A 24,578-nucleotide genomic window follows, 5' to 3' on the forward strand; every position below is an offset into this window, starting at 1 on the left:
GCCCACCGCTAATCGCGCTTAGGGAGTCCCCCATGTCCGTCGATCTCCGCATCTCCCCCGACCAGATCATCGAGCGCTATCTCTCGATGGAACTTGTGCGCGTCACCGAGCGTGCCGCCGTCGCCGCCGCCCGCCTGCGCGGCCATGGCGATGAGAAGGCGGCTGACCAGGCCGCGGTCGATGCGATGCGGCGCGAGCTCAACCGCCTGCCGATCGACGGCGAGATCGTCATCGGCGAGGGCGAGCGCGACGAGGCGCCGATGCTCTTCATCGGCGAGAAGGTCGGCAACAAGCAGGGCCCCAAGGTCCACATCGCCGTCGACCCGCTCGAGGGCACGACGCTTTGCGCCAAGGACATGCCGGGCTCGATCGCGGTGATGGCGATGGCCGGCGCCGGCCAGCTGCTCTATGCGCCCGACGTCTATATGAACAAGATCGCGATCGGCCCGGGCTACCCGATCGGCGTCGTCGATCTCGACGCCTCGGCCGCGGACAACATCAATGCGCTGGCCAGGGCCAAGGGCGTGAAGCCGCACGAGATCAACACGCTGATCATGGACCGGCCGCGCCATGAGAAGCTGATCGCCGAGGTCCGCAAGACCGGCGCCTCGATCCGCCTGATCACCGATGGCGACGTCGCCGGCGTGATCTTCTGCACCGAGCCGGAGAAGACCGGCATCGACCTCTATCTCGGCATCGGCGGCGCGCCCGAGGGCGTTCTCGCAGCCGCCGCGCTGCGCTGCGTCGGTGGCCAGATGCAGGGCCGCCTGATCCTCGACACCGAGGAGAAGAGGGCGCGCGCCGCGACCATGGGCGTCAAGGATCCGAACCACAAATACGACATGGCCGAGATGGCCTCGGGCGACGTCATCGTCTGCGCCACCGGCGTCACCGATGGCGGCATGCTCTCGGGCGTGCGCTTCGGGCCCGACGTGATCGAGACCGAGACGATCGTCTACCGCTCGATCACCGGCACCGTCCGCCGCATCTATGGCGAGCACCGCGAGTTCTCGAAGTTCCAGCTCGACTGAGCGCTGGGCTGACTGCGACGGCAAAGCCCGTTCCGCAAAGCTGCAGAGCGGGCTTTTGTTTTTGAGCTGACGATGCGCTGCTTCAGCCCTGCAGGGTGCCGCCGGCGAGCGTGTGCTCGACGCAGGCGTTGATATGCGTGGCCAGGACATCCGTGGCACGGGCGATGTCGCGCCGCATCGCGCAGTCGAGCAGAATCTGGTGCTCCTGCGCCGCCGCCTCGCCGCGGAAGATCACGGCGACCATCTGATAGCGCAGATAGCGGTCATAGACCGAGGCGTGCGTCTCCATCAGCACCTGCGAGCCGCAGGCCGAGATCAGCGCATGATGGAATTCCCAGTCATAGCGCTTCCAAAGCTCGGGATCGGCGCGGTCATTGTCGAGCATGCGCTTTTCCATCAGCGCCAGCTTGTGATGTGCGGCGACGACCCGGCCTTCCCACTCCATGTCTCCGGTCGCGAAGGATTGTGCCAGGGCATGCCCTTCCAGGAGCAGCCGCAGTGCCGCGATCTCGCTGAGATTGCTGGCGGAGACCGGTGCGACCATGAAGCCCTTTTGCCCCTCGGCCTCGACCAGTCCCTCCGACGAGAGCCGGTTCAGGATTTCGCGCAGCGTGCTGACGCTGGTGCCATAGGTTTCCCGCAAATCGTCGAGCTTCAGCCGCTGTGCCGGTGCGAGCCTGCCGAAGACGATATCGGCCCGGATGCGGCGATAGGCGAGCTCTCCGATCGAGGCGGTCGGCGGCGCGTAATTCAGCATGCGTGATCCGTGTGGACTGCGGCAGAGGGCGCAGCTTAGCGGCGCGGGTGGGTGGGTACAATCGGTATGGTGAAATCAAAATCGTCAGAGGAAATCGAAAATACCAGTTGATTGGTGTCGAGGGCTTCGGCATGGTCTGCCTCGAAGCGGGGCCAACCCGCACAGGGAGGAACGGCATGAAACAGGGAATCGACAGGCGTGCTCTGCTGGCGGCCGGTGGCGCGCTGGCATTGACGGGCGGCGCCGCGTTCGCGCAGGGCAAGACCAATCTGCGCTTCTCGGCGGTGTTCTCCGAGCAGGACATCCGCGCCGAGATGATGAAGCGCTTCGCCGAGGCCATCAAAGACGACTTCACGCTGCAGCCCTATTACGGCGGCAACCTGTTCAAGCAGGGTACCGAGCTGGTCGCCATGCAGCGCAACAACCTCGAAATGGGGAACATCGCGCCGCAGGACGTCTCGAACCAGATTCCGGCCTGGTCGATCGTGACCTCGGCCTATCTCTTCCGCGACGCCGACCATCTCAAGAAGGCCTTCGCCAGCGATGTCGGCCGCGACCTCAAGAAGATGGCCGAGGACAAGCTCAACATCAAAATCCTGGGGCCGACCTATTTCGGCGCCCGCCAGGTCGGCCTGAAGCCGAAGAAGAAGATCAGCACCCCGGCCGATCTCGCCGGCGTCAAATTGCGCATGCCCGGCGGCGACGCCTGGCAGTTCCTCGGCCAGTCGCTCGGCGCCAATCCGACGCCGATGGCCTATGCCGAGGTCTATACCGGCCTGCAGAGCGGCGCGATCGACGGCCAGGACAACCCGCTGCCCAACGTCCAGAACATGAAGTTCTACGAGGTCTCCTCGCAGATCGTGTTGACCTCTCACCTCGTCGGCTTCGACCTGCTCTGCGTCACCAAGCGGGTCTGGGACGGGATGGATGCGAAGAAACAGGCCGCCTTCCAGGCCGCGGCCGACGCCGCGATCGACTGGAGCACCAAGGAGCACCTCGCCAAGGAGGCCGAGCTGGTCGACTTCTTCAAGAAGCAGGGGCTCGAGGTCTATGCGCCCGATCTCAAGGCCTTCCGCGACTTTGCTCAGAAAAAGTATCTGGAGTCCGAACTGGCCAAGGGCTGGACGCCGGGCATGCTCGACAAGATCAACGCGCTCTAGAGCCGGATGATTTCAGTTGGAATCGCAAGGCGATGCTAACTGAAATCTGAATCCGTCTCTCATTAAAGAGTTAGAGCAGGATCATAGCGAAAAACCGGTTCCCACTTTTTCGCATCCTGCTCTAGCGTTCGCTAGGCTTACGCGATCAGTTCTAGCGCTGGCCCTTCGGGGCCGGCGCGGCNNGCGCTGGGCGCCTTTATGGCGCGCCGGGCCGAGAACCTGCTCGTGCTGATGCTCGGGGCGATGTTCGTCGTCTTCCTGGTCCAGATCGTCTTCCGCTATCTGCTGAATTTCCCGATCGGCTGGACGCATGAGATCAGCGTCATCCTCTGGCTCTGGCTGGTGCTGTTCGGCGCCGCCTTCGTCGTCCGCGAGAACGAGGAGATCCGCTTCGACATCATCTATGGCGCCGTCGGCCCGGGCCCGCGCCGGGTGATGGCACTGATCACGGCGATCGCCCTCGTTGCGCTCTACGTGATCTCATTGCCGGCGATGGTCGACTACGTCACCTTCATGAAGGTCGAGCGCACCGCTTATCTCAAGCTGCCGTTCAACTGGGTCTACGCGATCTACATCGCCTTCGCGGTCGGTGCGATCATCCGCTATCTCTGGCTCGGCTTTCGGGCATTGCGCGGCACGGCGCCCGAGGCCTTCGATCCGACCAAGGCGAGTTCGGGCGTATGAGCACGCCTTTCTCCCTCGCCATTCTCGCCATCATCACGCTGTCGCTGCTCGGCCTGCCGATCGGCCATGCGATGATCGCCGGCTCGATCCTTTATCTCCTCGTCGCCGGGCAGGACCTCTCCATCGCCGCCGAGCAACTGCTCAACGGCATGTACACCAACTATGTCATCCTCGCCGTGCCGCTCTTCATCCTGGCGGCCGAGCTGATGAACATCGGCTCGATGACCGAGCGGCTGCTGCGCTTCTGTGATGCGCTGGTCGGCCGCTTCAGGGGCGGGCTCGCCCATGTCAACATCGTCCAGAGCGTGATCTTCGCCGGCATGTCCGGCTCCGCCATCGCCGACGCCGCCGGAACGGGGCGGATGATGCAGGCGATGATGACCAAGGACGGCAAGTACCCGCCGGCCTTCGCCGCTGCGCTGACCGCCGTCTCCTCGGTGATCGGGCCGATCATCCCACCCTCGATCCCGATGGTGATCTACGCGCTGGTCTCGGACGCCTCGATCGGCTTCCTCTTCCTCGGCGGCGTCATCCCCGGCCTGCTGATGGCGCTGGCGCAGATGGTGATCGTCGCCACGGCCGCCAAGCGCCGTAATTTTCCGGTCGAGCCGCCGATCCCCTTGCGCCAGTGGCCGGGCATCACCTGGCGCGCTTTCCCGGCGCTGATGATGCCGGTCGTGCTGCTCGGCGGCATCTATGGCGGCGCGACGACGCCGACGGAGGCCGCGGCGGTCGCTGCCGCCTATGCGCTCGCCGTCTCGGTGCTGCTCTATCGCAGCGTCAGCCTGCAGGCCTTCTACAATTCCCTGGCCTACAGCGCCCGCACCACCGCCTCGATCGGCATGCTGATCGCTGGTGCCCTCGTCTTCAACTATGTCGTCACCATCGAGAACATCCCCGACGCCCTGCGCGCCTTTCTCGCCGGCTGGAACCTCTCGCCGCTCGGCTTCCTGATCCTCGTCAACGTCCTGCTGCTGATCCTCGGCTGCCTGCTCGAAGGTACCGCGATCCTCCTGATCGTTGTGCCGGTGCTGATCCCGACCGCCAAGGCGCTCGGCATCGACATGGTGCATTTCGGCGTCGTCGTCGTCGTCAACATCATGCTCGGGCTGATCACGCCGCCTTACGGCCTGCTGCTCTTCATCATGACCAATATCGCCGAGGTGCCGCTGCGCCAGATCGTGCGCGAATGCATGCCGTTCCTCGGAGCGATGATCGTTGCGCTGGCGCTGATTACCTTCTTCCCCAGCCTCGTGCTCTGGCTGCCACGCCTGATGGGCTACCAGGGCTGACAGGACAGGACCGACTAGTGACCAAACCGATCTACGTCCTCAACGGTCCCAATCTGAACCGGCTCGGCACGCGCGAGCCGCAGATCTACGGCTCGACCACGCTCGTCGAGGTCGAGACGCTCTGCCGCGAGGCTGCTGACGGGCGCGAGATCGTCTTCCGCCAGAGCAATCGCGAATATGAGCTGATCGACTGGATCCACGAGGCGATCGACAAGGGCGCGGCGATCGTCATCAACCCGGCCGCCTATTCCTTCACCTCGATCGCGATCCTCGACGCGCTGAAGATGTTTCCCGGCCCGATCGTCGAACTGCACATCTCGAACATCCACCGGCGCGAGGCGCACTACCACAAGTCCTACGTCTCGCTGGCGGCGACGGCGATCATCGCCGGGCTCGGCGCGCAGGGTTATGCGGTGGCGGTGACGGCCGCGATCGATCTGGCGGCGCGCGCCAGCTGAGGCCGCTCAGCGCGCCGTCATCACCGCACGGGTGAAGCCTGGCTCGACGAAGGGGATGCTGCCATCGGGCAGGCCGAGAATGCGGTCTACCGCGACGCCGTAGAAGCGCAGGCGCTGGTCGAGCGCCTCGATCGCGGCGTCTTCGTCCGCCGTGCCAGTGGCTGCGATGGTGCGGGCGACGGCATCGTGCGTGCTCGCCCCGAGATGCAGGATGATCTCGGCGGCAGCCTCGGGATCGGGCACGGCGAAGACACCTTCCGTCTTGCCCTGGGCGATGATGCCGGTCAGCACCGGCCGCATCACCGCGATCGAGGCGGCGTTGATCCGATGGTAGAGCACAAGGTTCTCCGGCCGGAAGACCACGTCGAAGGCCGCCCGCAACTTCGGAGCATCCTCGACCTTCATCTGCCGTGAGCGGGCAAGGAAGCCGTTCAGCCGGGCGAGGGCGTCGAGCGACGGGTCTTCCAGGAGATCGCGGACGCGCGCGACGGCGTCCTGCGCCAGCCGGGCGGTGATCCCTTCGAGCAAATCCTCCTTGGCGGAGAAGTGGTGATAGAAGCCGCCCTTCGAGATACCGATCTGCGCGATGACGTCATTGACGGTGGTCCGCTCGTAGCCGCGCTCGAAGAACAGCGCCTGTGCGGCATCGAGAATCTCGTTCCGGCGGTCATCGGGGCGCTTCACGACACGGGGCATGCTTCTCGCTCTCACTTGACGACCGACCGTCGGTCTGTAAAATGACCGACGGTCGGTCTCTTGCGATTGTGCGCGAGAGACGCTGCCGGCGCAACGCTTCCAGACCCGCGAAACTCCTGGGTCGAGCACGTTCGCGCGAGGCCTCCCGCGGAGGGTGCCGTGAAATTCGCTCGCAGTCTTCTTGCCGTCGCGGCCCTGGTCGCCGCCGGCGGCGCCTATTGGTCGCTGTCGAAGCCGACCGCGGTCGCGACCGTCGCGCCAAAACGCGGCGACGCGGCGGAGATCGTCTACGCCACCGGCACCGTCGAGCCGCGCAACTGGGCCAAGGTCGCGGCGCTGGTGCGCGAGCGCGTTATCGAGCGCTGCGATTGCGAGGGCCAGCGGGTGGAGCAGGGGCAGATCCTCGCCCGGCTCGACAGTGCCCAGGCCGAGGCGACTCTGGCCGAGCTCAAAGCCCGCCAGAAACTCGCCACCGCCGAACATGACCGTCTCGCGGTGCTGGTCGAACGCAATGTGATGAGCCTGCAGGCGCTCGACCGGGCGCGCAGCGAGATGAGCCAGGCCTCGGCGCTGATCGCCGGCCAGACCGCGCGCCTGGAGAATTATCTGCTGCGCGCACCGATGCGCGGCACCGTGCTGCGTCGCGACGGCGAGGTCGGCGAGATCGCCGAGCCTGGCACCGTCCTGTTCTGGATCGGCGAGGCCAAGCCATTGCGCGTCGTCGCCGAGGTCAACGAGGAGGATATCCCGCAGGTCAAGCCGGGCCAGCGCGTCCTGATCCGGGCCGACGCCTTTCCGGGGCGGGCGCTGGAGGGAACCGTCGACAGCATCACGCCCAAGGGGGACCCCGTCGCCAAGACCTATCGCGTCTATCTCGCTTTGCCGGACGACACCCCGTTGCTGATCGGCATGACGGTCGAGCTCAACATCATCGTGCGGGTGGCACAGAACGCGCTCCTGCTGCCGGTCGCCGCCGTGCAGGGCAATGCGGTCTTCATCGTCGAAGGTGATGTCGCCCGCCGCCGCGAGCTTGCGATCGGCATTCGCGGCACGGGCGATGTCGAGGTCGTCTCCGGCCTGCAGGATGCGGCGCGCGTGATCGCGCCTTTTCCCGCGAAGCTCGGCGACGGCGCACGTGTCGCGCAGCAGGGCAGGTGAGCCATGCGCCTGATCCTCGCTTTGGCGCTGACGCATATCCGCGGCCGCGGTCGGCAGACGCTGGTCGCGATCATCGGCGTTGCGCTCGGCGTCGGCTTCTCGATTGCCATGGCGGCGCTGATGCAGGGCGGCGAGGATGATTTCGTCGCGAGGCTGGTCGACACCATGCCGCATGTCGACATCACCGACGAATACCGCACGGCCCGCCGCCAGCCGGCACAGGATGCCTTCGCGGCGGCCCGGATCGCCGGCCTGCGCCCGAAGGACGACCGGCGCGGCATCCTCAACCCGACCGAGGCGACGGCCATGCTGCGCGCCTGGGTGCCGGGGCGGCTGGCGCTCAGCCTGAAGACGCAAGGGGTGGTGCGCTATGCCGGGCGCGATGTCGGCATCGCCATCATCGGCATCGAGCCGCAGGCCGAGATGAAGGTTTCCTCGCTCGCCAAGGATTTCCGCCAGGGAAGCTTCACCTCGCTGATCGCCGGCGGGAACAACATCGTCGTCGGCGACCGGCTGGCGCAGCGCCTCGGCGCCAAGCTCGGCACCACCGTCACGGTGGTCTCCTCCACTGGCCAGAGCCGCGCCTTCAAGATCGTCGGCCTGTTCCACACCGGCACCACCGCCCGCGACGAGGGCGAGGGCTATGTCCTGCTCAAGAGCGCCCAGATCCTGAGCGAGCGCCCGAACGCGATCAACGAGATCAGGCTGAAGCTCGACGATCCCGCTGCTGCCCCGCAGGTCGCGCGCCGGGCGGAAGCGCAGATCGGCTACAAGGCGGTCGCCTGGCAGGAGGCGAACGAGTCGCTGCTCGAGGCGCTCGTGATCCGCAATGTCATCATGTACACCGTCGTCGGCGCGATCCTGCTCGTCGCCGGCTTCGGCATCTTCAACATCATCTCGACGATCACCCACGAGAAGGCGCGCGACATCGCCATCCTGAAGTCGCTCGGCTTCACCGAGACCGACATGCGCCGCCTCTTCCTGCTGGAGGGGCTGGCGCTCGGCGCTGGCGGCTCGCTGATCGGCTGGGCGGTCGGATTCTCGCTCTGCTTTGCGCTCTCGCTGGTCCGCTTCGAATTGTCGGGCGCGAGCGTCGCACAGGAGATCACCCGCCTGCCGCTGGCCTGGAGCATCTGGCACTATCTGATCGCCGCCGGCTTCGCGCTGGTCTCGGCCGGGGTCGCCGGCTACCTGCCGGCAAGGCAGGCGGCGCGCCTCCACCCGGTCGACATCATCCGGGGCGCGACATGAACGCGCTGATCGAGACGACGGGGCTCACCCGCGTGCTGCCTGCCGCCGTGCCGGTGACGCTGGTCCATGACATCACCCTGACCATCGGCGAGGGCGAGTTCGTCGCGATCACTGGTCCCTCCGGCTCGGGCAAGTCTTCGCTGCTTTATCTGCTCGGCCTGCTCGACCGGCCGACAGCAGGCACGCTCACCATCTCGGGCAGGGATACCGCCGGGCTCAGCGAGCGTGAGCGGGCCGAGATCAGGCTGGCGACGCTCGGCTTCGTCTTCCAGTTCCATTTCCTGCTGCCGGAGTTCACCGTCCGCGAGAATGTCGAGATCCCAATGCGCCGGCTGGGTCGGCTCGGGACTGCCGCCATGCGCGAGCGCTCAACGGAACTGCTGACGGTGCTCGGTCTCGCCGATCATCTCGACAAGCGGCCGGACCAGCTCTCGGGCGGCCAGCGCCAGCGCGTCGCGGTCGCACGCTCGCTTGCCAACGATCCGCCGCTGATCCTCGCCGACGAACCGACCGGCAGCCTCGACAGCAAGAATTCCGAGCAGGTCTTCGCCATTCTCGACGCGCTGGTGCGCGAGCGTGGCAAGACCGTCATCGCCGTGACCCACGATATCGACATGGCGGCCAGGGCGAGCCGCCGCGTCCATCTGGTCGATGGCCGGCAGGCGGAGGCTTGAGGTGGGGCTTCTGCGTCAGTCTTCCGCAGCCGGTTCGGGCTTCCGCCGGAAGCCCGTCGCCAGCACGTAGAGCTCGGAGGAATCGGCTCGGCTCGCCGCCGGCTTGATGTTGCGGACCTGGGTGAAGTCGCGCTTGAGCTGCGCCAGCAGCTCGGCCGTGTCGCCGCCCTGGAACAGCTTGGCCAGGAAGAAGCCGCCCGGCGCCAGCACGTCATTGGCGAATTCGAGCGCCGCTTCGGCGAGGCCGATGATCCTGAGATGGTCGGTCTTCTTGTGGCCGGTGGTATTGCCGGCCATGTCGGACATCACGCCATCTGCCTTGCCGCCGAGCTTCTCCATCAGCAGGGCAGGAGCTTCCTCCGCCATGAAGTCGAGCTCGATCAGCTCGACATGCGGGATCGGGTCGACCGGTAGCAGGTCGATGCCGACGATCCGGCCCTTGCCTTGTTCGAGGCCGACCTTCGCCGCCGCGATCTGGCACCAGCCGCCTGGGGCGCAGCCGAGATCAAGCAGCTTCTGGCCGGGTTTCAGGAACTTGTAGCGCTCATCCATCTCGGCGAGCTTGAAGGCTGCGCGCGAGCGATAGCCCATCTCACGCGCCCGCTTCACATAAGGGTCGTTGAGCTGGCGTTCGAGCCAGAGCTGCGAGGAATGGCTGCGCTTGGCCGGCTTCTTGACCTTGATGCGCAGATCGCGTGCGCCGCCGCCTGATTTGGTTGTCGTCATTGCCTTCGGCGCCACCAGGCGCGATCCTCGTGCATCATTCTGAGCAGAATGCCCTCGCGCAGGCCACGATCGGCGATGCGCACTTTCGGGCTCGGGAAGGCGCGCCGTATCGCCTCGAAGATGGCGCAGCCGGCGAGCACCAGATCGGCCCGCTCGCGGCCGATGCAGGCATTGGCCTGACGCTGGGCATAATCCATCGCGACGAGCTCGTCGATCACGCTGCAGACGTCACGTTCATGCATCCACAGCCCGTCGACCTGGCGCCGGTCATAGCGCGGCAGGCGCAAGTGGATGCCGGCGACGGTCGTCACCGTACCCGAGGTGCCGAGCAGGTGGAAATTCGGTGCGTTCCTTGCCGCCGCTGCCTTCGCCGCGAAAGGCGCCAGCGCCTCGCTGCAATCGGTGACCATCCGTTCGAACTTCTCGCGCCCGACCTCGACGCCGCCATAGCGCTCCGCCACCGAGACGACGCCGATCGGCAGCGAAGCCCATTCGCGGATGCGCGAGGCCGGATCGCGCCCGGCCTCGCGCCCGCCGAGCCAGACGATCTCGGTCGAGCCGCCGCCGATGTCGAAGACGATCACCGCACCGGCTTCCGGCGCCGCCAGCGCGGCGCAACCGGTGACGGCGAGCGAGGCTTCCGTCCGCTGGTCGACGATCTCGAGGTCCAGCTGCGCCTCCTCGCCGACACGGCGCACGAACTCGACTCCGTTGGTCGCGGCGCGGCAGGCTTCGGTGGTGATCAGGCGGGCGCGGGTGACGCCGCGATGGTCCATCTTGCTCTTGCAGACCTTGAGCGCCTCGACGGCGCGGTCCATCGCGTCATTGCAGAGCCGGCCGCTGGCGCTCAGCCCTTCGCCGAGCCGCACGATCCGCGAGAAGGCGTCGACGACCCGGAAGCCATGCTGCGCCGGCCGCGCGATCAGCAGGCGGCAGTTGTTGGTGCCGAGATCGAGCGCGGCATAGGTGGTCGGAGGAGGGCGCTGGAACGGTGCCGGAGCAAATCGAGCGGCATCCGGCGGCGCGGGCCGCTCGCCCGGTAGCGGGACCGCCGCCACGAGGGGGCGGTCGGATTCCTGGCGGTCTTCGACCGTCACTTGCTAACCCTTCGCCGGCCATGGCCACTTCCGCGGCCGCCGGGAGTCCAGCACGGGGCTGGAACGTTTCCATTCGGAAGGCAGCGTAACAACAGCACACAGCCTCTGCCAAGCGGAACCTGTGGCGAAACTGCGGCGGCTCTCTCGTGCTTGCCTGTACCCGGCCTTCGCGGCAAAGCTCGAAGCGAGCCGGCATTCCGAGCCCGGCAGCGACTGATCGGGAGAAACGGCATGGCGGCGCGGCGCATGATCCTGGCGATCGACCAGGGCACGACTTCCTCCCGCGCCATCCTGTTCGACGAGAATCTCCAGCCGGTCGCCAGCGCCCAGCAGGAGTTCCCGCAGCATTACCCGGCCTCGGGCTGGGTCGAGCACGAGGCGGAGGACCTCTGGGACAGCACGCTTGCGGTCTGCCGGCAGGCCTTGGCGCGAGCCGAGGCGCGGGCAGGGGAGGTCGCGGCGATCGGCATCACCAACCAGCGCGAGACCACCCTGGTCTGGGACCGCAAAACCGGACAGGCGATCCACCGCGCCATCGTCTGGCAGGACCGGCGCACCGCCGAGCGCTGCGCCGCGCTGGAGGCGGATGGCCATGGCAAGCTCGTCGCCGAGCGCACCGGCCTGCGCATCGACCCCTATTTCTCCGGTACCAAGATCGCCTGGATTCTCGACCATGTCCCCGGCGCGCGCGAGCGCGCCCGGCGCGGGGAGCTCGCCTTCGGGACGGTCGATTGCTTCCTGCTCTGGCGCCTGACCGGCGGGCGCGTCCACGCCACCGACGCGACCAATGCCTCGCGCACCATGCTCTTCGACATCCATCGGGGGCAGTGGGACGAGGAATTGCTGGCGCTGCTCGACATTCCCGCCGCGATGCTGCCGGAGGTCCGCGACTGCGCCGCGCATTTCGGCGACAGCGAGCCCGGATTGCTCGGCGGCGCGATCGCGATTCGCGGCATCGCCGGCGACCAGCAGGCCGCGACCGTCGGCCAGGCCTGCTTCGAGCCCGGCATGCTGAAATCGACCTATGGCACCGGCTGCTTCGCTTTGCTCAACACCGGGACCAAGGCCGTCGCCTCGCAGAATCGCCTGCTCTCGACCATCGCCTACCAGCTCAAGGGCGTGCGCCATTACGCCCTGGAGGGTTCGATCTTCATCGCCGGCGCCGCGGTGCAATGGCTGCGCGACGGGCTCGGCATCATCGAGAAGGCCTCCGACAGCGGCCCGCTCGCGGCCAATGCCGATCCCGGCCAGCAGGTCTATCTGGTGCCGGCCTTCACCGGCCTCGGCGCGCCGCATTGGGACGCCAATGCCCGCGGCGCGATGTTCGGGCTGACCCGCAACACCGGCCCGCGCGAATTCGCCCGCGCCGCGCTCGATTCGGTCTGCTTCCAGACGCTCGATTTGCTGGAGGCGATGCGCTCCGACTGGCCCGAGGCCGATGGTGCGCAGACGGTGCTGCGCGTCGATGGCGGCATGGTCGCCTCAGACTGGACGATGCAGCGCCTGGCCGACATCCTCGCCGCTCCGGTCGACCGGCCGCAGGTGCTGGAGACGACGGCGCTGGGCGCAGCCTATCTCGCCGGCCTCGATGCCGGCCTTCTGCCCGAGCCGGCCCAGTTCGCCGATCGCTGGCGGCTGGAGCGGCGATTCTCGCCGGGCCTCGCCGAGGAGACCCGCCGCAACCACGTCGCCGGCTGGCGCGACGCGGTCAGGCGCACGCTCAGCGCCGGCTGAAGCGTTTTCCGCGCGCCAGCACTCGTGCTGGGGGCATTCCGGGCGTTGCGCGAGCTGTCGTGCACGTCTTGCATGTCGAAATCGTCACAGAAGGCTTGCAACCGGGCGCGAGGTTGTTTAGATCGCGGCCATCCGACGCGTCGCACCACAACGCGCCCGTTGGGGGATCGTCTAACGGTAGGACCCCAGACTCTGACTCTGGTTGTCTAGGTTCGAATCCTAGTCCCCCAGCCACTTTGCTAAGTGGTTGATTTTAAACCGATAATCAAAAGCGCCGTAACAGCTATCCGTAACAGTCGCACGTGACAGCGACAGTTGGGCACGGCGTTGCCACTCCGCACGCCTAAAACGCAGGACGCGCTCCGCTTGGCGACTCGTCAGCTGCGCCCTACTCAATGAGCTTACGAATTTGATTCAGAGGCGATCGATCTCCCATGGCCGAAAGCGAACCCCTGATTTTCATCAGTTACGCCAGTCCTGACCGAGCGCGCGTAGATCCGTTTGTCGACGATCTTGAGAGAGCTAATTTCAATATCTGGATGGACCACCGGCGCTTAGTAGCCGGGCAGAACTGGGACGCCGAAATCCGACGCGCCCTTGGCAGGTCGGCTGTTGTGATATTGTTTATGTCAGAAAATTCCGTCGATAGACGCGGATACGCTCAGCGAGAAATCAAACTCGCTCTCCTTAAAGCAGAAGAGAAATTAACAAGCGACATCTATATCATTCCAGTATTGTTAGACGAACTTCCAGCGTATCCGGATTCGGTAGCGCATCTTCATATGGTTCGTGCGTGGGAGTCGAACGCCGCTGCTAAGATCGATGCGGCGATATCTGAACAATTGAATCAAATCGGCCAGCACGTTAGATCTGTCCAGGTAGATAATCGCATAAGGTGGGTCGAGAGGAATTACAAAGAAAAATGGGATGGGCTCCCCGGATACGAGGCGGAGTTTAATATTATGGAGCTTTCATCATCTGAAATTGATAATGTATCTGATATAAACGGCATCGTCAGAGGAGTCATTCTAAAATCCGTCTCTAAACAGAGGGAGGTAAAATTTAGCCAAAATTCTGTTGATTATTCTTTTGGACAAAGCAGATATATGCGGACCAATACATATTCTGCTCATTGCAGAGAGCCAGTAATTTGCAATCATGTTCTATCGCTGCCATACATGATTCATTATTACAACGCTGGCGCCGCACATGGGATGGAGCACATAGAGAGTTATAATTTTACGTTAGACCCGGTAACTATGATACCAGGGCCAATGGATCTGTTTCAGTCTTCAAACGAGGTATTTCCTATCATTCAAGATATCTGTAGAAAGAATCTTTACAAGCAACTACTTAATGAATTTGTTGATTCAAACGAGTGCATGAACTGGATATGCGGCGGAACCGAGGAGTGGTCTCACTTCCAGTTTTATGGGTTCTCGAAAGAGGGTGTTGAGTTCTATTTTCCGCCTTATCAAGTGTCCTGCTACGCCGACGGAATTAGAACTGTATTGGTTTCGAAATGGGATATCCATCAGCTTATACCCAAGCACTTGGCAGAGGCCTTAGGCTGGAGCCATCTGCGTTGGCAGCAAAGGCCTTCTGAGACGGCGCCGGCTTCAGGCTAATCGTCTCAGCGACAGCACGAACCGAGCCCATGCATGCCGCTGGCTCGCCGTTAGATTGTGGCTGCTGGCGGTCATGACGTTGAGAGCGTCGGCTGCTTGGCTGTCTACAGGCGAGAACTCGCTCTCGAGCAGGTCGTAAAGGACATCCGCCGAGCGACGCGGCGACAGTTCTCGGCCGAAGAGAAGATCCGCATCGTGCTGGAGGGCGTGCGCGGCGAGGAGAGCATCGCCGAGCTGTGCCGGCGCGAGGGGATCGCCGCGTCGATGTATTACGGCTGGTCGAAGGAGTTCCTCGATGCCGGCAAACGCCGGCTGGCGGGTGACACGGCCCGCGCCGCGACCTCCGCTGAAGTGAAGGACCTGCGCCGTGAGGCACAGGCGCTGAAGGAGGCCATGGCCGATCTGCCCCTGGAAAACCGCCTGCTCAAAAAAGCATGCTCGCGGATGGGAAGAGGACACATGGGATATCCCCCATCCGAGAAAGCCGAGATCATCCGGCTGGTCGAGGCCTAGCATCTGCCGGCACGGCGCACACTGGACAAGCTCGGCATTCCCCGCGCCACGTTCTACCGCTGGTATGATCGCTATNNACGGCCCGACCGCGTCTGGAACCGGATCCTGACCAACGCGCTTACGAGCTCGACTAGGACAAGAGGTCGGGAACCCGCCCCGTGAAAAAGGGCGCGAGCAGCTGAGGTTTGAGCTCGACGAAATCAGACGCCCCGCCTACCGCCCCTTTCCCCTCAGCCCCTTCACCCTCGCCGTCTTTGCTCTGTTCTCCAGGTCGAGCTTGCGCCAGCGTGCCAGACGCTCAGGGTCGATCACGCCTTTGGCAACTGCATCCTGAACCGCGCAGCCGGGTTCGTGCTCATGGCTGCAGTCGCGGAAGCGGCAGAGCGGGCTTAGTTCCGTGATCTCGGCGAACAGCGTTTCGAGACCAGACGCCGCATCGCTGACGTGGAGCGTACGCATGCCCGGCGTATCAATCACCCAGCCGCCGCAGGCAATCGCATGCAGCGAGCGCGACGTCGTTGTGTGGCGCCCCTTAGCGTCGTGGGCGCGGATGTCGCCGGTCTGCTGCGGTTCGCCCTCGATGGTGCCGGCAAGCGCGTTCACAAGCGTCGATTTGCCGACGCCGGACGACCCGACCAGCGCGAGGGTGCGGCCCTCGCCACACCAAGACGCGAACGCAGCCGCCGCTTCAGAGCTGCGCGGATTGACGGTTGCAACAGCCAGCCCGCGCTGCAGGGCGGCGGCCTGATCGAGATAGGGCTGAACGTCCGGCACGAGATCGGCCTTGGTCAGCAAGATGACGGGCTCGGCTCCGCTCTCATTGGCCAGCGCGAGATAGCGCTCCAGGCGCGCGACGTTGAAATCAGCATTGCAGGAGGTGACGATGAACAGCGTGTCGATATTGGCGCCGGCAAGCTGCGGCGTCAGGCTGCCCTCGGTGCGCCGCGCCAACACCGTCGCGCGCTCCAGCCGGCGCCGTAGCAGATGTGTGCCGGGCTCCACCAGCACCCAATCACCCACCGTGAAGTCGCCCGTATTGGTATGGACCGGCAGCTTGAGCCTGATCGGCCCATCGGGCGTGATTGCGCTCATGCGGGTGCGGTGTACAGAGGAGATGCGCGCAGGCCGGAGGCAGGGGTCATCTGGTTCGCATTGATGTGCAAAGAAATCCGTCCAGCCCAGCGCCGCAAGCGACAGTGGTGCGGAGGCAGTGTCGACTTGCGTCACAGTATCGCCCCACCGCTCGGCGTCCTCGTCATGGGCGCCGATAGAGCGGGGTTTTAGGCTGGCTTGCAAGCGCCGGAAGACGGAAAGTGAGCGCAGTCCCTGACGCCGAACTCGCGGTCGCGCCAGCCCCGCGCTCGACGCCCGCTATGGCACCCTCAAGTCGTGGGCCCAGCAGCTGGGCCACAAGGACGCTGTCGCCCTACTCGACGCAACGCTCGCCGAGGAGACCAAGACAGACGAGTTGCTCACGAAAATCAGCAAATCGACGAATTCAGCGGCCGTCGCGAAGGCGGCGTGAGTTCGATCAGCTTACGATCAGGCCCGCCAAGCGCCATTCGGCGGGCCTGATTGTTTGTCGTGCGGGCGAAGCCGTCCAAGAAAAATGCGACAGGAAGCAGAATAATTATATAAACTGGATCGTATCAAATAAAAATAACGCGCGTAATCAACCTGTTGCAATGCTTTATATGAGAAAATTCCTTTCAAAATCTAACTTTGAACGCATTTCGAAAATAAAAATATCTTAGTGTATTGTTTAATGCCAAACTGATCCTATATCCGAGCCTTGGCGGTCAGCGATCAAAACGCTAATCGCACGCCGGGGTATTGCCGTGAAACGCTTTCCCGGTTTGTCGGGAATCTCTGACGCTTCGAAATCATACCATGAGGCATGAGGTCGTCGCGGCCGATCGCGTCACGGAATCTCCGTCCGCTTTTCGTTTCCATTTCTACCGCCGGACTTCGAGGCGCGCAGGCAGCCTCACTGCAGCCCTTGAGAAGGACTGCCAGCTGTTGTGATCGTCGAGAACTAAAAAAATCCCGGTTCAAGAGACTGAGCCCGAGGGAATCCGATGTCTCCCGCCGACATCAATGCTTTGCCGGCCCCGCCGCAGCGCCGTTCGACAATTCTGTCGAGCTTGTCGAAGCCCGGCGACTTTGGAGTTCGCTATGGCTCTCGAACCGGCTCGCTTGCAGGCCGTACCTAAACCCTGGGGGGCACACGACCTCCAGCCGTGGAGCGGAACCGATCATCAAGGCGTCACCATCGGTGAAATCTGGTTCCAGCGTCACGATCCGGCTGTTGAGTCTGCCTTGCTGTTCAAGCTGCTGTTCACGCGCGAGGCCCTGTCGATCCAGGTGCATCCGGATGACGATGCCGCCCGGGCCATGGGGCTAACACGGGGCAAAACCGAAGCCTGGTACGTGCTTGCTGCCGAGCCCGGCGCCACGGTGGCGGTCGGGCTGCTGGCATCACTCTCACAGGCGCAATTGCGAGCCGCGATCGGCGACGGCTCCATTCTCCAGCAGGTTTCCTGGCGAAAAGTCGTCGAGGGGGATGTCATCTTCGTCCCGGCCGGGACGATCCATGCGATCGGCCCGGGTCTCGTGCTGGCCGAGATTCAGCAGCGCAGTGACACCACCTTCCGCCTGTTCGATCACGGCCGCGGTCGCGAGCTCCACATCGAATCCGGCATTGCCGCCGCCAATGCCGGGCCGGCTGCGGAGCAGGCGCCGCAGCGGGGGCTCGGTAACGCCAGGACCCTGCTCGTGGCGAGTGCCTTCTTCGTGCTTGAACGGCTCGAGCTCGCGCCGGGATCGGTGTGGAAACTGCGGGCGCGACCGGAGACCTGGCTGATCGTCATCGCCGGCGATGGTTGTCTGGGTCCGATGCAGGCAGGCGTCGGCGATGGCTGCTTCGCCGAAGCCGAAACCATGCGCATCGCGGCGGGGCAGCAGGGTCTGACCTGCCTCATAGCCTATGCGGCCGCGGTGCCCAGTGGCGACCTGCTTCGTCCGCTGGCAGCGAACGATGCCCTCACATCGACGAGCGCGGAATCTCGCCGACGCCTCGCGCTCGCCGCACCGGCGGTTTCGCCTATTCCCCTTATGGAGGCACGACCTTGAACCCGCTTCACCGCATCGCCTTCATCGGCAACTCACTGCCGCGCCGCTGCGGCATCGCGACCTTCACCACGGACCTGCAGCAGGCGGTCGCCGCATCGGACCTTGATCTGGCGACCTCCATCGTGGCGATGAACGATGGTGAGAGGTACGACTATCCGGGCTCCGTCGGCTTTCAGATCCAGGACGACCGGGTCCCAGATTATGCGCGTGCCGCCGACTTCCTGAATGACGGCCGGTTCGACGTTGTCTCCCTGCAGCACGAATTCGGGATCTTCGGCGGCGAAGCGGGCGCGCATCTCACAGGATTGCTGTCACGTTTGACGATGCCGGTCGTGACCACGCTCCATACCGTTCTGTCGGAGCCAAGCCCCGCACAACGCAGCGTCATGGAGCGGATCGTCGATTCCTCCTCTCGGGTCGTCGTCATGGCCGAGAAAGGGCGCGACTTGCTGCGCACGATCTATCGGCTTCCCGCCGACAAGATCGAGGTGATCGCGCACGGCATTCCCGATTTCGCCTTCGTCGAACCGGACGATGCCAAGGCCAGGCACGGCTTCGCCGGCCGCTCGGTCATCCTGACCTTCGGCCTGCTATCGCCCAACAAGGGCATCGAGGTGATGATCGATGCGATGCCCTCGATCCTGAGACGCCGACCCGATGCGGTCTACGTCGTCCTGGGTGCAACGCACCCTCATCTCGTCCGCGAGCAGGGCGAGACCTATCGCATCGGCTTGCAGAAGCGTGTCCACGAGCTCGGCATCGAGGATCATGTCGTCTTCCTCGACCAGTTCGTCGATCGCGAGACGCTGCTGGGCTTCATTTCCATGTGCGACGTCTACGTCACGCCCTATCTAAAATTGGCGCAGATGACCTCGGGCACGCTGGCCTACAGTTTCGGGCTCGGAAAGGCTGTCGTCTCGACACCGTATTGGCATGCCCAGGAACTGCTTGCCGACGGCCGCGGCGTTCTGGTGCCGTTCGGCGACGTCGTCGCGACCGGCAACGAGATCGCGGCCTTGCTGACCGATGCCGAGCGGCGGCAGGCCATGCGCCGGCGCGCCTATGCCAGCAGCCGCTCGATGACCTGGGAACAGACCGCAAAGCGCTACCTCGCCACATTCGAGACGGCGCGCCGCGGCCGTTTGCTGAACGTCGTTGCCGGACCGGCGCAGGCAAGGCCGTTCGCCCAGCCGTCCGCTCCGCCGGAGCTGCGCACCGAGCATCTCCATTGCATGTGCGACGATACCGGCCTGTTCCAGCATGCCGTTCATTCCGTGCCAGATCGCACGCACGGCTACTGCGTCGACGATAACGCCCGCGCGCTGCTGCTCGCGTGCGCTCTCGGCGGAGGCGGCGAGCAACGCCTGCCCGAGCCGCTGACGGCGCGCTTCGCGTCCTTCGTCCAGCACGCCTGGAATCCGCAGGCGCAGCGCTTCCGCAATTTCATGAGCTTCGATCGACGCTGGCTCGAGGAGGTCGGCTCGGAAGACAGCCATGGCCGCACGCTCTGGGCTCTAGGCGAGTGCGCGCGCAGCGACACCTGCCCATCGCGGCGGCGCTGGGCGACAGCGCTGTTCGCCGATGCCTTGCCCATCGTCGAGAGCTTCAGCTCACCCCGCGCCTGGAGTTTCGCTTTGCTCGGCCTCGACGCCTACTGCGCCGTAGTCGCGGCGCCGCCCTCGACCACTCGGCTAAGATCCTTGCTGGCGGACCGCCTGCTCGGCTTGTTGTCGACGGTCGAGACACCGGACTGGGTCTGGTTCGAGGAAGGTCTCTCCTACGATAACGCCCGGCTGCCCCAGGCACTGCTCGCCACCGGGCTTTCGATGCAGGCTCCCGCCTATGTCGAAGCCGGCCTGCGCTCGCTGCGCTGGCTGGTCGAGGTGCAGAGCACGCCTGCCGGCCTGTTCAGGCCGGTCGGCTCGGACAGCTTCAGCGACAGGCTCAGCCCGCCGAAGGCATTCGACCAGCAGCCGCTGGAAGCCACGGCGACCATCTCGGCCTGCCTCGCTGCCTGGCGCGCCGATGGCGACCCGCAATGGCGGGCCGAAGCTGTGCGCGCCTTCGCCTGGTTCATGGGCGAGAACGACTTGTCGACGCCGCTGGTCGATCTGGATACCGGCGCCTGCCGCGACGGCCTGCACCGTGACCGACCCAATGAGAACCGCGGCGGCGAATCCGTGGTATCCTACCTTCTCAGCCTCGCCGAGATTCGCCAGCTGTCCCGCATGAGCGGGGACCGCCCGAAACTGGCGCCGCTTCGGGTCTTGCACGCCTGAGCCTTCGGCGATCCGCACAAACCGACTTGGGGGCGACGTGTCGCAAGCCACCTTCCTGAACCGGCAGGCCTTGCACCTGTATCCGGATCCCGCCCGGGTCGTGGTGCGCCGCTTCGGGCCCTCGCCCGATCCGCGCGACATGAACCCCACGGACAAGCTCCGTGCGAACCACATCGTCGCTCGTGTGACGGCACTGGACCATGAAACGGCAGCAAGCCAGCTCGCCGAGGTGCTGGAGAACTTCAACGGCCGGCACCGAAACCTGCTGGAGCGCTTCGAGGCGCGCGCCGACGAGATGGAGGAGGTGTTCACGGCCCACGGCGCGTTCACCAAGACGCAGCGCCAGTTGGTCGGGTCCTATTTCCTGCACGAGTATTCGTTCGAGGCGGCGGCGCTCTTCAACCCAAGCATCGTTTTACACCCCGACCAGTCCGGTGCTCCGTCAGGCGGTTGTCGCTTCGTTCTCAGCGTGCGCGCGGTCGGCGAGGGCCATATCTCGTCCCTGACCTTCCGCTCGGGCACGGTCGCTGCCGACGGCAGCCTGAGCGTCGATCCGACCTCGCGCCTCGCGACGATCGCGACCTTCCGCAACCGCATGGTGCGCGTCGATGGCGACGACGTCGAGGTGGTGTTCTCCCCGGAGGGCGACATCAGCGAGCGAGTGATCTTTCCGATCACGGCCTCGCAGTCGAACGGCATCGAGGATGCGCGCTTCGTCGCGTTCGACGAGGGTGGGCGTACCGTGTTTCGGGCGACCTACACGGCCTATAACGGCAGGGGAATCCGCTCCGAGCTGATCGAGACCACCGACTTCCTGTCCTTCCGGATGTCACCGCTGCGGGGCAGCGCCGCCGTGAACAAGGGTATGGCCCTGTTTCCGCGCAAGATCGGCGGCCGCTACGCCATGATCGCGCGGCAGGACAACGAGAACCTCTATCTCGTCTATTCGGACGACCTGATGAACTGGGACGGCGGCGTCGCAATCCTGAAGCCGCAATATCCCTGGGAGTTCATTCAGATCGGGACCTGCGGTTCGCCGATCGAGCTCGATGAGGGCTGGCTGCTGTTCACCCATGGCGTCGGCCCGGTGCGGCGCTATGCAATCGGCGCCGTCCTTCTCGACAAGAAGGATCCGTCGCGGGTGCTCGCGCGCTCACGCGAACCTCTGGTCCGACCGGAGCCGTCCGAGCGCGAGGGCTACGTTCCCAACGTCGTCTACACCTGCGGTGCGATGCGTCATGGCGGGCAGATCGTCCTGCCCTACGCAGTCTCCGACACCTACTGCAATTTCGCGACGATCAGGATCGAAGCGCTTCTGCAGGCCCTGGATCCCGTCGTTGCGGAAGAGACGCACTATGTGCGGCAGGCCGCCTCTCCGTGAAAAGGAACATGGAAATGACCCGACATCAGCCCGTGATCCAACGCTCGATCGAGCTTGGGGATGTGGTCCGGCTGTCCTTCGGCTTCGCCGATCAATCCGGTGCCGGCGAGTATGAGGTCGTGAGGATCATGCCGACGCGTGCAAGCGGCGAGCGCGAATACCGCGTTCGCGGAGCCGATGGCCATGAACGGGCGATCGGGCACGATCAGATTGTTTCGGACAATCTCGAATCGGTGCGCAGCCCCGCCGGGTGATGCTCACTGCGAGGCTGATCTCATCCCGCAAGCCGCCCCCTCTGGAGAAGACACTTGGCAGAGAACTCGAGATCCCGCGTGACGGCAGATGCCGCGTTCCTGAGGACGCAAACCCAGTCATTGACGCGCAACCGCGTCCTTTCCGAAACGGAGACCATCAACCAGGCGCGCGACGTCAACACAGCGCGCTTGAAAGAGCTTCGGCTGCAGAAGGAGGCGGCAGAGCGCGCCGCTGCGGCATCCGCGCCACCGACGCCCAAGCGCAAACGAACTGTTTGACCGGCTCGATGCCCGTTTCCGGGGCCTCGACGACAAGACCGCTGTTCCGGCGGGTTGAAGCCCGCACCTTGAGCCCGCCGGATTGCGGGTTCCGACCAACGGAGTTCGCTTGGATATCGATGTCACGCAGAAGCCGGATGGAACGACCTGGTCGCTGACCGATCTGCTCGGCCGCGATATGGGATATATCGCGGACCGGGCGACTGGCGAGTTTATGATCTATCCGGCAGGCCATGCACTGCACACGATGGAGGCCATGCGGCGGGGGCCCTTCAAATCCCTTGATGATGCGCTCGCCGAGATTGAGCGCTTTACGCGAGGCACCTGTCGACGGCCGTCCGCAGATGAAGGGCCTGCTGCCGGTGGTTGAGCAAAGCCGAGCGGCTCCCCGTCAGGGCGGATCAAACCGGCTCGGGGTCTACACCTTCGATGCGCCGCTTCAGCGGTGTGTCATCCGGCAGGTCGATCAGCCTTGCCTTGCGCGAAGCCTTGGCCTGATCCGAGATCGGAAGCCCCGACAGTGCTTCATCGATATGACTGCCCGCCACCGAGCGCGCCTTGCGCTGCTGCCGCTTCCTGACGATATTGCGCGGCGCATCTGCGGGGAGCGACAGTTCCATATCGTGATCGACGGGTGGTGTCGGCGGAGTGGTCGTGGAAATGGTCATGACGAGCTAACCGCCGCCGGAGCCCTTTTGTTCCAGCCTGCGGCCTTAGGTTCGGCGCGGAACCGGTTCGGCGAAGAGCAGAGAGAATTGGCGCTTGCGATGACGCGGCGATGACCGTGCCATGGTGGCAGAGCGGGGTGATCTACCAGATCTACCCGCGCTCGTTCCAGGACACCAATGGCGATGGAGTCGGCGACCTCAAGGGCATCACCCGGCGATTGGGCTACCTCGCCGAACTCGGTATCGATGCGATCTGGATTTCGCCGATCTATCCCTCGCCGATGGCCGATTTCGGCTACGACGTCTCCGATTATACCGGCGTCGATCCACGCTTCGGCACGCTCGCCGATTTCGACGATCTGCTGGCGCAGGCTCATGCGCACGGGCTCAAGGTCCTGCTCGACTTCGTACCGAACCACACCTCCGACCAGCACCCCTGGTTCTTGGAGAGCCGCTCCTCGCGCAGCAATCCGAAACGGGACTGGTATCTCTGGCGCGATCCTGTCCCGGGGGGCGGGCCGCCCAACAACTGGATCAGCGATTTCGGCGGCCCGGCCTGGGAATGGGACGAGGCCAGCGGCCAGTATTACTATCACGCCTTCCTGAAGCAGCAGCCGGACCTCAACTGGCGCAATCCGGCGGTGCGGGCCGCGATGCAGGACGTGCTGCGCTTCTGGCTCGACCGCGGTGTCGACGGCTTTCGCATCGACGTGCTCTGGCATCTGATCAAGGCGGCGGATTTCCCGGACAACCCGTCGAACCCCGCCTATCGGCCCGAACTGGGTGAGATGCACCGCGTGCTCCAGCAGCATTCGACCGACCAGCCCGAGGTCCATGGCATCGCGGCCGAGATGCGCGCCCTCGCGGACGGCTACGGCGCCACGGGACAGGGCGAGCGAGCCCTGATCGGCGAGATCTACCTGCCGATCGATCGGCTGATGGCCTATTACGGCGTGGAGCAGGCGGGCGTGCATCTGCCCTTCAATTTCCAGCTCGTCGAGGCGCTCTGGCAGGCGCGCTCGCTGGCTGCGCTGATCGCCGGCTACGAGGCTGCGCTGCCGCAAGGTGGCTGGCCGAACTGGGTGCTGGGAAACCATGACCGGCCGCGCGTCGCGACGAGGCGTGGCCAGGCCCAGGCGCGCGTCGCGGCGATGCTGCTGCTGACCCTGCGCGGCACGCCTACCCTTTATTATGGCGACGAGCTCGGCTTGGGCGACGTCGAGATCCCGCCGGGTCATGTCCAGGATCCGCGCGAACTGCGCGAGCCCGGCAAGGGCCTGGGTCGAGACCCGGTCCGCACGCCGATGCCTTGGAACGCAAGCGAGCACGCCGGCTTCAGCACGGCTGCGCCCTGGCTGCCGCTCAACGCCGACTGGCCGGACCGGAACGTAGCGCACATGGCAGCCGAGTCCGGCTCGATGCTGACGCTGCATCGCCGGCTGCTGGCGCTCCGGCGCGCCCATCCGGCCCTGGCGCTCGGCGATTTCGCGTTTCTGGAAGCTGAAAATGACGTGCTCGCCTATGAGCGGTCGTACGGCGAGGAACGGCTGGTCGTGGCGCTGAATCTAGGAGCCATGACGCAGCGCTTCGAGATGCCCGTCTGGGCCCTGGATGGCCGGCCGCTGCTCTCCACGCTCGCCGATCTAACGCCGGTTCAGGACGGCGCGTTGCTGCTGAGGCCCGACGAGGGCGTGATCCTGACGCTCGCCGACTGACTTAACGGAGG

The 24,578-nt window shown here is 64.9% G+C and carries 23 protein-coding genes, 1 tRNA gene and 2 pseudogenes; 20 read left to right on the forward strand and 6 right to left on the reverse strand.

Annotated features, from left to right (window positions below):
• The first annotated feature begins 32 nt into the window (after positions 1-32).
• Positions 33-1,031 carry a class II fructose-bisphosphatase gene (glpX, locus tag ASE66_RS24365; protein WP_057192339.1) on the forward strand — a complete coding sequence of 333 codons (999 nt, stop codon included), beginning with the start codon at positions 33-35 and terminating at the stop codon, positions 1,029-1,031.
• 82 nt (positions 1,032-1,113) lie between these two features.
• On the opposite strand, the gene ASE66_RS24370 is transcribed toward glpX, so the two are convergent.
• Positions 1,114-1,788 carry a GntR family transcriptional regulator gene (locus tag ASE66_RS24370; protein WP_057192340.1) on the reverse strand — a complete coding sequence of 225 codons (675 nt, stop codon included), beginning with the start codon at positions 1,786-1,788 and terminating at the stop codon, positions 1,114-1,116.
• A gap of 176 nt (positions 1,789-1,964) precedes the next feature.
• On the opposite strand from ASE66_RS24370, the gene dctP reads away from it, so the two are divergent.
• The 4 genes from dctP to ASE66_RS24390 all read left to right on the forward strand — a co-directional run bounded on the left by dctP (position 1,965) and on the right by ASE66_RS24390 (position 5,382).
• Positions 1,965-2,948 carry a TRAP transporter substrate-binding protein DctP gene (gene dctP / locus ASE66_RS24375; protein WP_057192341.1) on the forward strand — a complete coding sequence of 328 codons (984 nt, stop codon included), beginning with the start codon at positions 1,965-1,967 and terminating at the stop codon, positions 2,946-2,948.
• A 243-nt stretch (positions 2,949-3,191) separates the two neighbouring features.
• Positions 3,192-3,632 (forward strand): TRAP transporter small permease, encoded by a 441-nt coding sequence (locus ASE66_RS24380; protein ID WP_244495094.1) that lies wholly within the window; start codon positions 3,192-3,194, stop codon positions 3,630-3,632.
• Positions 3,629-4,924 carry a TRAP transporter large permease gene (locus ASE66_RS24385; RefSeq protein ID WP_057192343.1) on the forward strand — a complete coding sequence of 432 codons (1,296 nt, stop codon included), beginning with the start codon at positions 3,629-3,631 and terminating at the stop codon, positions 4,922-4,924. The genes ASE66_RS24380 and ASE66_RS24385 overlap by 4 nt, the downstream gene beginning before the upstream one ends.
• Positions 4,925-4,941: 17 nt before the next feature.
• Positions 4,942-5,382 (forward strand): type II 3-dehydroquinate dehydratase, encoded by a 441-nt coding sequence (locus ASE66_RS24390; RefSeq protein ID WP_057192344.1) that lies wholly within the window; start codon positions 4,942-4,944, stop codon positions 5,380-5,382.
• A gap of 6 nt (positions 5,383-5,388) precedes the next feature.
• Here ASE66_RS24390 and ASE66_RS24395 read toward each other — a convergent pair whose 3' ends face one another.
• A complete protein-coding gene (locus ASE66_RS24395; RefSeq protein WP_057192345.1) occupies positions 5,389-6,078 on the reverse strand; it encodes a TetR/AcrR family transcriptional regulator in 690 nt (229 codons plus the stop codon).
• Between the two features lie 159 nt (positions 6,079-6,237).
• Between ASE66_RS24395 and ASE66_RS24400 the strand changes: the two genes are divergently transcribed.
• The 3 genes from ASE66_RS24400 to ASE66_RS24410 are packed head-to-tail and all read left to right on the forward strand — an operon-like array spanning position 6,238 to position 9,161.
• A complete protein-coding gene (locus ASE66_RS24400; protein WP_057192346.1) occupies positions 6,238-7,236 on the forward strand; it encodes an efflux RND transporter periplasmic adaptor subunit in 999 nt (332 codons plus the stop codon).
• 3 nt (positions 7,237-7,239) lie between these two features.
• Positions 7,240-8,487: an ABC transporter permease gene (locus ASE66_RS24405; RefSeq protein WP_057192347.1), complete on the forward strand. Its 1,248-nt coding sequence runs from the start codon at positions 7,240-7,242 to the stop codon at positions 8,485-8,487.
• On the forward strand, positions 8,484-9,161 hold the full coding sequence (locus ASE66_RS24410; RefSeq protein WP_057192348.1) for an ABC transporter ATP-binding protein: 678 nt from the start codon (positions 8,484-8,486) through the stop codon (positions 9,159-9,161). The genes ASE66_RS24405 and ASE66_RS24410 overlap by 4 nt, the downstream gene beginning before the upstream one ends.
• Before the next feature lie 15 nt (positions 9,162-9,176).
• On the opposite strand, the gene ASE66_RS24415 is transcribed toward ASE66_RS24410, so the two are convergent.
• A complete protein-coding gene (locus ASE66_RS24415) occupies positions 9,177-9,887 on the reverse strand; it encodes an RlmE family RNA methyltransferase (protein WP_057193341.1) in 711 nt (236 codons plus the stop codon).
• Positions 9,884-10,984, reverse strand: a complete 1,101-nt coding sequence (locus ASE66_RS24420) for a Ppx/GppA phosphatase family protein (protein WP_244495048.1) — start codon at positions 10,982-10,984, stop codon at positions 9,884-9,886. The genes ASE66_RS24415 and ASE66_RS24420 overlap by 4 nt, the downstream gene beginning before the upstream one ends.
• A 231-nt stretch (positions 10,985-11,215) precedes the next feature.
• On the opposite strand from ASE66_RS24420, the gene glpK reads away from it, so the two are divergent.
• The 4 genes and pseudogenes from glpK to ASE66_RS24435 all read left to right on the forward strand — a co-directional run.
• Positions 11,216-12,718, forward strand: a complete 1,503-nt coding sequence (glpK, locus tag ASE66_RS24425) for a glycerol kinase GlpK (RefSeq protein ID WP_057192349.1) — start codon at positions 11,216-11,218, stop codon at positions 12,716-12,718.
• Between the two features lie 160 nt (positions 12,719-12,878).
• A tRNA-Gln gene (locus ASE66_RS24430) sits at positions 12,879-12,952 on the forward strand.
• Positions 12,953-13,152: 200 nt separating this feature from the next.
• On the forward strand, positions 13,153-14,346 hold the full coding sequence (locus ASE66_RS31595; protein ID WP_082613706.1) for a TIR domain-containing protein: 1,194 nt from the start codon (positions 13,153-13,155) through the stop codon (positions 14,344-14,346).
• Between the two features lie 96 nt (positions 14,347-14,442).
• Positions 14,443-14,934: pseudogene (locus tag ASE66_RS24435) on the forward strand (transposase); the annotation flags it as partial.
• Positions 14,935-15,072: 138 nt separating this feature from the next.
• On the opposite strand, the gene rsgA reads toward ASE66_RS24435, so the two are convergent.
• Positions 15,073-15,951 carry a ribosome small subunit-dependent GTPase A gene (gene rsgA / locus ASE66_RS24440; RefSeq protein WP_413814290.1) on the reverse strand — a complete coding sequence of 293 codons (879 nt, stop codon included), beginning with the start codon at positions 15,949-15,951 and terminating at the stop codon, positions 15,073-15,075.
• 274 nt (positions 15,952-16,225) lie between these two features.
• On the opposite strand from rsgA, the pseudogene ASE66_RS31600 reads away from it, so the two are divergent.
• The 7 genes and pseudogenes from ASE66_RS31600 to ASE66_RS24470 form a co-directional block, all read left to right on the forward strand.
• Positions 16,226-16,384, forward strand: a pseudogene (locus ASE66_RS31600) (DUF892 family protein); the annotation flags it as partial.
• Between the two features lie 650 nt (positions 16,385-17,034).
• Positions 17,035-17,991 carry a class I mannose-6-phosphate isomerase gene (locus ASE66_RS24445; RefSeq protein ID WP_082613707.1) on the forward strand — a complete coding sequence of 319 codons (957 nt, stop codon included), beginning with the start codon at positions 17,035-17,037 and terminating at the stop codon, positions 17,989-17,991.
• Positions 17,988-20,270: a glycosyltransferase family 4 protein gene (locus tag ASE66_RS24450; protein ID WP_057192353.1), complete on the forward strand. Its 2,283-nt coding sequence runs from the start codon at positions 17,988-17,990 to the stop codon at positions 20,268-20,270. The genes ASE66_RS24445 and ASE66_RS24450 overlap by 4 nt, the downstream gene beginning before the upstream one ends.
• 37 nt (positions 20,271-20,307) lie before the next feature.
• On the forward strand, positions 20,308-21,651 hold the full coding sequence (locus tag ASE66_RS24455) for a glycoside hydrolase family 130 protein (protein WP_057192354.1): 1,344 nt from the start codon (positions 20,308-20,310) through the stop codon (positions 21,649-21,651).
• An 8-nt stretch (positions 21,652-21,659) separates the two neighbouring features.
• Positions 21,660-21,905 carry a hypothetical protein gene (locus ASE66_RS24460; RefSeq protein WP_156412314.1) on the forward strand — a complete coding sequence of 82 codons (246 nt, stop codon included), beginning with the start codon at positions 21,660-21,662 and terminating at the stop codon, positions 21,903-21,905.
• Between the two features lie 78 nt (positions 21,906-21,983).
• A complete protein-coding gene (locus ASE66_RS24465) occupies positions 21,984-22,184 on the forward strand; it encodes a hypothetical protein (RefSeq protein WP_244495049.1) in 201 nt (66 codons plus the stop codon).
• A gap of 109 nt (positions 22,185-22,293) precedes the next feature.
• Positions 22,294-22,554: a hypothetical protein gene (locus ASE66_RS24470; RefSeq protein WP_057192357.1), complete on the forward strand. Its 261-nt coding sequence runs from the start codon at positions 22,294-22,296 to the stop codon at positions 22,552-22,554.
• A 31-nt stretch (positions 22,555-22,585) separates the two neighbouring features.
• Here ASE66_RS24470 and ASE66_RS24475 read toward each other — a convergent pair whose 3' ends face one another.
• Positions 22,586-22,852 carry a hypothetical protein gene (locus ASE66_RS24475; RefSeq protein WP_156412316.1) on the reverse strand — a complete coding sequence of 89 codons (267 nt, stop codon included), beginning with the start codon at positions 22,850-22,852 and terminating at the stop codon, positions 22,586-22,588.
• A 110-nt stretch (positions 22,853-22,962) separates the two neighbouring features.
• Here ASE66_RS24475 and ASE66_RS24480 point away from each other — a divergent pair, with 110 nt between their 5' ends.
• Positions 22,963-24,567: an alpha-amylase family glycosyl hydrolase gene (locus ASE66_RS24480; protein WP_200964640.1), complete on the forward strand. Its 1,605-nt coding sequence runs from the start codon at positions 22,963-22,965 to the stop codon at positions 24,565-24,567.
• Positions 24,568-24,578: the final 11 nt, after the last annotated feature.

The sequence above is a fragment of the Allobosea sp. Root483D1 genome (assembly GCF_001429505.1).
Lineage (GTDB): Bacteria > Pseudomonadota > Alphaproteobacteria > Rhizobiales > Beijerinckiaceae > Allobosea.